9 protein-coding genes are annotated in these 10,843 nt (G+C 28.9%); 4 read left to right on the top strand and 5 right to left on the bottom strand.

The window, feature by feature from the left end; all coding sequences use genetic code 11:
• The 5 genes from ACRC8M_RS05205 to htpX form a co-directional block, all read right to left on the bottom strand.
• Positions 1-1,076 (bottom strand): GNAT family N-acetyltransferase (locus tag ACRC8M_RS05205; RefSeq protein ID WP_438528180.1); only part of this gene is annotated, 1,076 nt, incomplete at its 3' end.
• Between the two features lie 51 nt (positions 1,077-1,127).
• Entirely contained in the window at positions 1,128-2,546 is a 1,419-nt protein-coding gene (locus ACRC8M_RS05200; protein WP_438528179.1) for a leucyl aminopeptidase, read from the bottom strand.
• Between the two features lie 12 nt (positions 2,547-2,558).
• Positions 2,559-3,407, bottom strand: a complete 849-nt coding sequence (locus tag ACRC8M_RS05195; RefSeq protein ID WP_438528178.1) for a DUF2156 domain-containing protein — start codon at positions 3,405-3,407, stop codon at positions 2,559-2,561.
• Between the two features lie 91 nt (positions 3,408-3,498).
• Positions 3,499-3,651 carry a hypothetical protein gene (locus tag ACRC8M_RS05190; RefSeq protein WP_438528177.1) on the bottom strand — a complete coding sequence of 51 codons (153 nt, stop codon included), beginning with the start codon at positions 3,649-3,651 and terminating at the stop codon, positions 3,499-3,501.
• 65 nt (positions 3,652-3,716) lie between these two features.
• Entirely contained in the window at positions 3,717-4,553 is an 837-nt protein-coding gene (htpX, locus tag ACRC8M_RS05185; RefSeq protein WP_438528176.1) for a zinc metalloprotease HtpX, read from the bottom strand.
• Between the two features lie 194 nt (positions 4,554-4,747).
• Here htpX and aroB point away from each other — a divergent pair, with 194 nt between their 5' ends.
• The 4 genes from aroB to selB all read left to right on the top strand — a co-directional run.
• Positions 4,748-6,727, top strand: coding sequence for a 3-dehydroquinate synthase (gene aroB / locus ACRC8M_RS05180; RefSeq protein WP_438528175.1), 1,980 nt, complete (start codon positions 4,748-4,750; stop codon positions 6,725-6,727).
• A 94-nt stretch (positions 6,728-6,821) separates the two neighbouring features.
• On the top strand, positions 6,822-7,799 hold the full coding sequence (gene selD / locus ACRC8M_RS05175; protein ID WP_438528181.1) for a selenide, water dikinase SelD: 978 nt from the start codon (positions 6,822-6,824) through the stop codon (positions 7,797-7,799).
• A gap of 10 nt (positions 7,800-7,809) precedes the next feature.
• Positions 7,810-9,195 carry an L-seryl-tRNA(Sec) selenium transferase gene (gene selA / locus ACRC8M_RS05170; protein ID WP_438528174.1) on the top strand — a complete coding sequence of 462 codons (1,386 nt, stop codon included), beginning with the start codon at positions 7,810-7,812 and terminating at the stop codon, positions 9,193-9,195.
• A 2-nt stretch (positions 9,196-9,197) separates the two neighbouring features.
• On the top strand, positions 9,198-10,843 hold a 1,646-nt coding region (gene selB, locus ACRC8M_RS05165; protein ID WP_438528173.1), incomplete at its 3' end, for a selenocysteine-specific translation elongation factor.

Here is a 10,843-nt window from a genome sequence, read left to right as displayed (position 1 = left end):
TTATTTTTTATATAAAAACTCTCTATTTTTTTTAAAGATTTATAATCTCTAAATCCATAAGCTAAGGTTGCTAAATCATTTATATCCAAACTTAAATCAAACTCTCCCTCTATCTTCTCAACTTCATTTTTATTTATTTTAAATACTCCTGTATTAGACTCTATATATCTGTCTTGTACATATATTTTAATCTCTTCATTCTCTTTTAAACTTTTACTTAATCTTTTTAATACTTTTTCAACATGTAAAATTCTTACCTGGACTTTATTTTTTAGAGTTTTTTTAACCAAATTTTCACTATCTAAATAATCTTCTAAATATGTATTTTCAGGAAGAACGATCTCTATTTTTTTATAGTAATCCTTATATCCATATAAAATAGATAATAATCCTTCTAAAGTATCTTTATCCTTAAATAAAATTTCTTTTACATATATACTTTCAGACTTAACTAAACTCATATAACCATTTATTTTTCCTGCTATATCATAACTAATATAGATTAATCCATCTTCACAAAAAATTTCTGATAATATCTTCTTATAGTCATCTTTTTCTCTAGCAACTTTTATATAATATTCTTGAGAAATTTCTCTATAAAACTCTTTTAATTTTATTAAAATGTTTTGGTCATAACTTTCATCTTGTATTTTCTCAATTTTAAACTCTTTTTTAAAACCACATAATACAGGAAACTCTAGTTCATATTTAGAAAGTGTTGAAATATAAGCAAATCCAAATCTTTCATATATTTTTTTATCAATTGGCGTTAAATATATAAACTCTTCACCAAAGTCATATGCTTCTTTTAAGCTTTTTAAAAGTAACTCTTTCATAACCCCCTCTCCTCTTTTTTCAGGAGTTACTCCTACACCTACAAGATATCTTCCCATAAATCTATCTTCACCAACTGATATATGGTAACTATTTTCAAATAGCATCCCATAAACTTTATTATTTTTTAAAAATATCTTTGTATTTTCTTCATTATAAACATTATCAAAATACCAATTTATATAATCTAGCTCATCATTAAAAAGATCCTTCCATAAAACTTTCAATTGATTTTTTATCATTTTCCCACCTACCTTATATAAGAAAAGGTGAGAATTTCTCACCTTTTTATTTTATCTATTTTTTACATAACCATAAAGTGCTTTTACTCCAACTCCTGTAGCACCCTTTTTAAGCCACTTCACACCACTATTAAATGAAGTTCCTGCTATATCCATATGTATCCATGGTAATCCTTCAACAAACCCCTCTAAAAACTTAGCTGCTGTTATTGATCCTCCCATTCTTCCACCTGTATGTTTTATATCGGCAACTGTTGATTTCAATAGTTCATTATACTCATCAAATATTGGCAATCTCCAAACTTTCTCTCCATACAGTTTGCTACTCTTTTCTAACATAGCATATTTTTCATCACTATTTGAAAATACTCCAGTTGTAATCGTTCCTAAAGCAACAATAATTGCTCCTGTAAGAGTTGCTAAATCAACAATCTCTGTTACTTTTTCATTTCTTACAGCATAAGTTAATGCGTCTGCTAATGCTAATCTTCCCTCTGCATCTGTATTAATAATTTCAACAGTTTTTCCATTCATTGATTTTATAATATCTCCAGGTCTATATGCATTTTCATTTATAGCATTTTCACATGCTGGAACTATTGCTACTACATTCTTTTCAACTTTTCCTTTAGCAATAGCACACATAGCACCTATTACAGAAGCTGCTCCTGCCATATCACTTTTCATCTCAAACATAGAGTCTGCTGGTTTTATGCAAAGTCCACCTGTATCATATGTCAATCCTTTTCCTACTAATCCTATCTTTTCATTATTATCTTTTCCATTTAAGTATCTCATAACAATAAGTCTTGGTTTTGTTATAGATGCTCTTCCAACAGCTAAAAGAAGATTCATATCTAATTTTTCAATCTCTTTTTCATCTAAAACTTCAACTTCAAATCCATATTTTTTTCCAAGTTCAACAGTTTTTTCTGCTAAAGTTACTGGATTAATTATGTTTGCAGGTTGATCTACTAAATCTCTAGCTATATCTGTTGCTTCTCCTAAAAGAACTGTTTCTGAAAAATCCTTTTCTTCCCCAGGAATAAATAGCTCTATTTCTAAAGTTTCCCCTTTTTTCTCTTTAAATGTATCAAAGTTATAGTTTACATTAGATGAAATCTCCCCTAAAACATTGTGATTTAGTAATTTCTCATTTTCTGCTGATATTAAAACTGAACCTTTCTCTTTAGATAATATATCAAACATTACTTCTCTATATATATCCAAATTAAACTCTTCCTCTTTACCCATTCCTACAAAAATCATTGAAATTAAGTACGTTCCTTCTAAAAATTCAACTTTTAAAGTTTCACCTTTTTTTCCTGTGAACTCTTTTTTATTTATTAATTTTTCTATTAACTCCTTGTTTGCAGAAGATATATGTTCACAAATATTAACTTCTCCCTCAAAACATAATACAACATTTAAATCATAACCTTTTTCTATTTTGTTGATAACCTTAAACATATTACTCCTCCTCTATATACTGTATTTTTTTCTAAACTCTATTGGCTGATAAGAAAGTTTTGCTTCTCTTAATCCTAAGCTTCCAAAATCATCCTCTCTATTCATAAATTCAACATCAGGAAACTCCTCTTTTGCAACATACATATTTATCATTTGATAGCTTCCCTGATAATCAGATATTCCTTTTTCAATATGAATAACTCCCATATTTTCGGTCAATTTTTCTCCAATGGCATAAGCTACTATTTTCCCATCAACCTTTATAACTCCACCTCTTAATTCTAAAATTTCATAGCTATTAAGAAGCTCTTCTATACCCAGAGTTTCAGATATTATAATTGTATCCTCTTTTCTATTTTCAGTCCACTCTCTTTGAAAAATTCTTATACCCTCTATATTTTCTCTTGATATTTTTTCATAAGTAAAATTATATGTTTTTTTAAATTTATTTATTTTATTTTTTTTAGAAGAAAACTTCCTTCCTTTAAGTTCGGCTAAATCCTCTTTTAAATAGATATAGTCAAATGAATCTCTCTCCTCTATCACTATAAAATTCTCTTTTAAAAACTCTTTATAGCTTTCAGGAATGAAAACTATCTTTCCGTTCTTTTCTTTAATTTTTTTTACAGCAGCTATTATCTTATCTTTATTATCATCTTTTGAAACAGGCGAAAAATAATACTCATTCCCTTCATAAAATCCCTTTATATAAAGTACGTCATTCTCAACTGCGTATTGAATATTTTCACTAAAACTCCATAAAAAAAGATTTGTAAAATTCATATCTGAAGTTTCAAACTTATTTTTTAAAAATTTTTGTAGTTCTTCTCTACTTTCTATTGTTAATCTTTTCCAGTCCATCTATTCTACACCACCTTAATATACTATTGCAAGTATATACCAATAAGGCTCTAGTGTCAAATTAAAAAGAGTCAGATATAACTCTGACTCTTTACATGTGTAGCCTAAAATGTCTAAAAAGAAGAATCCTTTCTAATTCATCAAAGGTGTTTATATCTTTTTCAAATAAAACAACAATAAGATAAGTCAATAATATTAATGTAAATATAAGTAGAATCTTTTGAGAAACAACAGTTTTTTCCATAACTATTCCTCCATCTCTTTACTTTTTATATTTACTTCATATTATTGGATTTGTCAAATTTTATTTTATTCCATCTCCTCTAATCTTCTTATTCTATCAGCTGTACTTGGATGAGTGCTAAACAGATTTGCCATCTTACTTCCTGCTAGAGGCGAAACAATAAACATATTCTCTGTAGCTGGTACTGCATCCATCGGTATTCTTGTAGCATATGATTCTAATTTTCTTAAAGCATTTGCTAAATATCTTGGATGACCACAAATTTTCCCACCAAAATTATCAGCCTTGTATTCTCTACTTCTAGATATAGCCATTTGAACTAACATTGCCGCTAAGGGTGCAAAAATACTTATTGCTAATAACCCAAAAATACCTCCATGATTATCATCCTCATCTCTTCTTCCACCACCAAAAATAGCTGCCCACTTTGCCATATTAGCCATATATGCAATAGCTCCTGCTAAAGTTGCTGCCACACTTTGAATCAGTATATCTCTATGTGAAACATGCCCTAATTCATGTCCTATTACTCCTGCTAACTCATTGTCATCCATAAGTTCTACCAATCCTCTCGTCACTGCAACTGCTGCATGATGGGGATTTCTTCCTGTTGCAAAAGCATTAGGTTGACTTTGATTTATCATATATACCTTTGGCATAGGCAGGCCTGCATTTTCTGCTAATTTCTTTGTTATCCAATAAACTTTATGATTTTCTGGTAACTCTTGTGCTCCATACATAGATAGCACAATTTTATCACTAAACCAATACGATACAAAATTCATTACTCCTGCTAAAACTAAAGCTATTGTCATTCCTGTTTTTCCACCAATAGCTCCTCCTATAAATAATAGCAATAAGGTCATTACTAGCATTAATATAAACGTTTTTAAACCTTGCATTTTTTACCTCCAGTCTTTTTAACTTTTTTCTATAAAGTACCATACTTTTTATCTTTTGTAAATAAACAGACGGATATATTTAATCCACTCCACTCCTCTTTTGATTAACTTTTATTCTTTTACTAGATTTGCTTTTTTTTTGTAAAAATATTATACTTTAACTATAGAAATTTAAATAAAAGGAGACCAATATTATGAAAAATTTAGTTATGAAGACTTCTATAAATTCATACGACATTTTTATTGGACAAAATACAATAGATAAGCTTAATGATTTTACTGAAAATTACGACAAAATACTGTTACTTACAAATAAAACTATAGGTGAACTTTATGGTCAAAAGATTTTAAGTAATCTTCCAAAGAAAAAAACCTATGTCTATAAAATTGAAGATGGCGAAATCTATAAGAATATGGAAACTTCTATGGAAATTTTTTCATTTTTAATAGAGAATAATTTTTCCAGAAACTCTTTAATTATATGCGTTGGAGGTGGAGTTATCTGTGATTTAGGAGGATTTGTTGCTTCTACTTTTATGAGAGGCCTTGATTTTTTACAAGTTCCTACTTCCCTACTAGCTCAAGTTGATGCTAGTATTGGAGGGAAAGTTGCTATCAATCACTCTCTTGGAAAAAACTTAATTGGTTCTTTTAAACAACCTATTGGAGTTATTATAGATATTAATTTTTTAAAAACTCTACCTTTATATCAATTTAAGTCTGGTATGGGAGAGGTTATTAAACACAGTATAATTGCAAAAGATAAGAGTTATTTTAACTTCTTAATTGACTCATGTAGAGATATATTAAAGTTAAAACCCGAAGTTTTAATTGAAATGATTTATGAATCTTGTAAAATAAAAAAAGAGTTTGTCGAAAAAGATGAGTTTGAAAAAGGAGATCGAGCTTTCTTAAACTTAGGTCATACTTATGGCCATGCTTTAGAAACTCTTTTTGATTATCAACATATCTCTCATGGGGAAGGAGTAGCTAAAGGTATACTTTTTGAAATGCAAATCTCTAAACTTTTAGGTTTTGCCACAGAGGAATATATTAATTCTATCAAAGACCTTTTCAGCCTTTATAAAATTGATCCTACCCCTATATATATAGAGGAAGAAACTTTAATAAATGTTATGAAAAAAGATAAAAAAAATACCCATGATAAAATTAAATTTATTATCGATAAAAATGGAACTCTTGAAAATATGCCAATCTCTAAAGAGATTATCTCTGAAGTAAACCACTCTTTTAAAAATAGAATTTTAAAAGGTGTCATAGATATAGGAACCAACTCATGTAGACTTTTTATTGCAGAGATTGAAAAAACTGACAATAAAATAGAGATTATTACGCCATTATATAAGGATTTAGAGGTTTCTAGACTGGGAAAAAACCTTAATCAAACTGGTATTCTTTCAAAAGAATCTATTGAAAAAACATACTATATTATTAAAAGATTTAAAGAAAAAGCTGATTCTATGGGTGTAACTGAACTTATTGCATTTGCTACTGCTGCTACAAGAGAGGCTAGCAATGGAAGTATGTTTGTTCAAGGAATAAAGCATGAGTTTAATATAAATACTTTAGTTATCCCAGGAGAGATTGAAGCAAAATTAAGTTTTAATGGAAATAGCACCATCTATAGAGAAAAAATAGCAACTATTGATGTAGGAGGTGGTAGTAGTGAAATTACCATAGGGGATTACAATGGAATTGACTACATCAAAAGTTTTCCCATTGGAGTTGTAAAGTTAACAGAGATGTTTTTTTCAGATGAAAACTATAATGAGGAAACTCTTTTATCTGCTCGTAACTATCTAAAAGGATTTTTTAATGAGTTAATTAAATTTGAAGGTAACAACTTTAAAATTATAGGAGTTGCTGGCACTGTTACAACTAATGTTTCTATTGTTAAAAAACTTCCTAAGTTCGATGAAAAAGAGATAGATGGCTATGTTTTAACAAAAATGGATTTAGAGGAAAACTTATATCTATTTCTAAGTAAAACTTTAGAAGATCGTAAAAAAATTATTGGTTTAGAACCTAACCGTGCTGATGTTATCATTGCTGGGAATCTAATTCTATTAACTCTTTTAGATATTTTAAATAAAAATAGTATCACAGTTTCAACAGTTGATAATTTAGAAGGCGGTATGGTATTAAATATATAATTGTGGTATAATTTATAGGTTCATTTTTATGAATAAGGAGGGCTAAATGAAAATTTTATTAGATAAATGCTCAATTGGTGGTTGAGCAAGTAAAATAGGACCGGAGGTTCTTTCAAATTTATTAAAAAACCTTCCAAGTGTGGAAGATAAAAATTTAATTGTTGGTTTTGAAAAATCTGATGATGCTGCTATATATAAATTAACAGATGATATAGCTTTAATTCAAACTTTAGACTTTTTCACACCTATGATTGATGATCCATATATATTTGGACAAATAGCTGCGGCTAACTCTTTAAGTGATGTTTATGCAATGGGAGGAGAGCCTAGAACAGCTATGAACATAGTTTGTTTCCCTGAAAAGGAAAATATCGAAATTTTAGGAGAAATTTTAAGAGGCGGAGCTGAAAAAATTGCTGAATCTGGAGCTGTTCTAAGTGGTGGACACTCTATTCATGATCCTGAGATTAAGTATGGTCTTTCTGTAACTGGACTTGTACATCCTGACAAAGTTTTTAAAAATTATGGTTCTCAAGAAGGGGATGTTTTAATCATAACAAAACCTCTTGGAACAGGTATTATTTCTACAGCTTCTAAAGTTGAAACTCTCTCTGATAAAGTAAAGGCTGAGTGGGTTGAAATAATGACAACTTTAAATAAATACTCTGCAGAAATTATAAAAGACTATCCAATAACTGCTTGTACAGATATTACAGGATTTGGATTTTTAGGACACGCATACGAAATGGCAGTAGCTTCTGAAAAAACTTTTGTTTTAGAACAGGAACTTATTCCATATTTAGACATTGCTAAAGAGTTCGCTAAAGAGTTCTATATAAACTCTATGGGACAAAAAAATAGAAACTATTTAAATGATAAAGTTGATATATCAGCAGTTCCGTTTTGGTTACAAGAGATTATGCTAGATCCACAAACATCTGGTGGATTGCTATTTTCTGTTTCTTCAAAATATGCATCAGAAGTTATGGAAAAACTAAATACTCTTAAGATAAAATCAGCTTTAATTGGAACTGTAGATAAATACAACGGAAAATATATTGTAGTTAGATAAGGGGAATATTATGACTAATAAACAAACTCTTTTAAGAAATCTTCCTAAAGTAGATAAAGTTATCGATCTACTAAATGAAAAGGAGTTTTTTAAAAATAAACCTTATAAGGAGGTTTATGACGCTGTTAACGAAGGAATTAGCTTTTTTAGAAAGGGAATTCTTGAGGAAGTTATCACTCAATACTCTATTGAAGATATTGAAAAGGAAATCACAAAATCTCTAACTAAAAATTTAGAGTTTAATTTTAAAAGAGTTATAAATGGTACAGGAACTATCCTACATACAAATTTAGGAAGAGCTCTTTTTTCAAAAGAATTAATCGAACATCTACAAAATTCACTTTGTGGATATAGTAATCTTGAATTTGATTTAAAAACAGGGGAAAGAGGGAGTAGATACTCTCATGTAGAAGAGCTTATTGCAAAAGTAACTGGTGCTGAAGCTGCTCTAGTAGTCAATAATAATGCTGCTGCCGTTATGCTTTGTTTAAATGAATTTAGTAAAAATACCGAGGTTATTATATCTAGAGGAGAACTTGTTGAAGTTGGTGGTTCGTTTAGAATTCCAGATATCATGGAACTTTCAAGTGCTAAACTGATCGAGGTTGGTACTACTAACAGAACTCACCTAAATGACTATCAAAAAGCAATAAATGAAAATACATCAATGCTTTTAAAAGTTCATACATCTAACTACCATATCTCTGGATTTACAAAATCTGTTTCTAATAAAGAGATTGCTGAATTAGCAAAAGAGCATAAAATAATCTCAATGGAAGACTTAGGTAGTGGTGTGTTAATAGATTTTTCTAAATATGGACAAAAAAAGGAACCTACAATCTTTGAATCTTTGAACTCTGGTATTGATTTAATAACTTTTAGTGGAGATAAACTTTTAGGTGGACCACAATGTGGAGTAATTATCGGGAAGAAAGAGTTAATTTCAAAATTGAAAAAAAATCAATTCTTAAGAGCTTTTAGAGTTTGTAAAATGACTATTAGTGCTTTAGAGTTTACTTTTAAACAATATGTTGATGAAAAGGTTGCCATCGAAAAAAATCCTACTCTAAATAGAATCTTAGAACCGATAGGTGAAGTTTTTAAAAGGGCTGAAGTTTTAAAGAATCTTTTAAAAGAGATTGAGATAGATAGTGAAATCATCAAAACAAAAGCTATAATTGGTGGAGGTTCCATGCCTGATGCAACTATCGATAGTTACGGTGCTGTTATTACCTCTCTAGATGGAAAACAAATTGAAACAGCTTTTTTAAAAGAGGATACACCTATTGTTGGTAGAGTTCAAAATAATCAATTCTTTATTGATTTAAAAACAATTCACAATGATGAGTACTCTATAATTATAAAGAACTTTAAAAAATTCTTAGAAAGAGTATAACTATGAAGAATATAGTAATTGGTACAGCTGGTCATATAGATCACGGAAAAACAACTTTAGTTAGAATGTTGACAAATATAAATACCGATACTATGAAAGAGGAAAAAGAAAGGGGGATGACCATTGATCTTGGTTTTGCCCCTTTAAATATTCCCTCTGGCGATATTATTAGTATTATAGATGTTCCTGGACATGAAAAGTTTATCAAAAACATGGTTGCTGGTGCAAAAGGTATTAACTTTGTATTATTTTTGATAGCTTGTGACGATGGTATTATGCCCCAAACAATAGAGCACAAAGAGATTTTAAAACTTCTTGGAATAAAAAAAGGAGTTATTGTTTTATCAAAACGAGATTTAGTTACATCTGAAAGAGTTGACGAAGTTAGAGCTCAAATCTCTCAAGAGTTTAAAGAAGACTTTCTGAAAGATTTTCCTATTGTTGAGGTCAGTTTAAAGGATAGTTCAACCTATGAAAATCTATATAATTTAATTTTAAAAGAGATTGAGAGTTTTGATTTGTTGTCGTCCAATAATTTTCAAAATATTTTTAGACTGGATATTGATAAAATCTATTCTCCTAAGGGAATTGGAACTATTGTTAGCGGTACAACTATTGGTAGCATAAATAAAGGGGACACTTTAACTCTTTATCCACAAAAAATTAATATTAAAATAAAGGGAATTCAAAATCATGGAAAAGATTTAGAATACATTTCATCTCAACAAAGATGTGCTTTAAATATAACTGGTGTGACTGCAAAAGAACTTGAAAGAGGCAACCTATTAACCAATAGTAAAACTATTACAAATAGCAAAATAATAGATGTAGTATTCAATAGATTATCTGGAGGAACTATTCCTAAAAACAATACTAAAATAAGGTTAAATATAGGTACTGGAGAGTATTATGGAAAGATTAAATATCTTCAAGATTTTGAAGAGGAATCAACTTTTTTCCAGCTTATAATGGACAAAGAGATTCCTATAGATTTTGATGACATTGGTATATTGAGAACTCTTAGTACATCTACTTTGATTGGAGGAGTTCGAGTTCTAGCACCTTTTGGAGTTCCTACTAAAAAAAATAACCCTATCTATTTAAAAAAATTAAATTATCTTTTAAATAAACAACTTAATGTTTCAGAGTACCTTTTAAATAAAGGTAGCTTTACATACATAGAGGATTTAAATAAAGAGTTTAATCTCTCTTTAAATAGAGATAGTTTTGATGAGAATATTTTTATTTTTAAAACAATAAAGGCTATTATTCATAAAGAAAACCTTAAAAATCTTAAAACCGAAATTAGTTCATACTTAAATGATTTTCATTTGAAAAATCCTCTTAAAAAAGGGGTTCCTTTAGCAACTATTAACACCCTATTTTTTAAAGGAATCAATTTAATAAATGAGTTTCAAGATGAATTTCAAGAAAAAGATAACTTTGTTTCACTTAAAACTTTTAAAGTTAAACTTTCAAAAGATGAAAAAAAAGTTAAAGATGAAATTTTGGTTCTATTAAAAAAACAGGAGTTTAATGGATTGAGTTTTGAAAGATTAAGCGAATCCTTTTATAAAAATCAAAATTTTAAAGGGATTTTTCAATATTTAGTAGGCGAAGGGCTTATTATAAAGTTAGATGAATATTT

Origin of the sequence: Cetobacterium sp., assembly GCF_051653945.1 — a bacterium.
Classification (GTDB): Bacteria; Fusobacteriota; Fusobacteriia; order Fusobacteriales; family Fusobacteriaceae; genus Cetobacterium_A.
The sequence above is the reverse complement of the archived record's forward strand: the minus strand, read 5'-3'. Positions and strand labels throughout refer to the sequence as shown.

What these genes read in the sequence shown, in the direction of transcription:
- ACRC8M_RS05200 (WP_438528179.1), bottom strand. Translation starts at nt 2,546, where the DNA reads ATGTTTAAGGTTATCAACAAAATAGAAAAAGGTTATGATTTAAATGTT.
- ACRC8M_RS05190 (WP_438528177.1), bottom strand. Translation starts at nt 3,651, where the DNA reads ATGGAAAAAACTGTTGTTTCTCAAAAGATTCTACTTATATTTACATTA.
- selA (WP_438528174.1), top strand. Translation starts at nt 7,810, where the DNA reads ATGACTAATAAACAAACTCTTTTAAGAAATCTTCCTAAAGTAGATAAA.
- ACRC8M_RS05195 (WP_438528178.1), bottom strand. Translation starts at nt 3,407, where the DNA reads ATGGACTGGAAAAGATTAACAATAGAAAGTAGAGAAGAACTACAAAAA.
- htpX (WP_438528176.1), bottom strand. Translation starts at nt 4,553, where the DNA reads ATGCAAGGTTTAAAAACGTTTATATTAATGCTAGTAATGACCTTATTG.
- aroB (WP_438528175.1), top strand. Translation starts at nt 4,748, where the DNA reads ATGAAAAATTTAGTTATGAAGACTTCTATAAATTCATACGACATTTTT.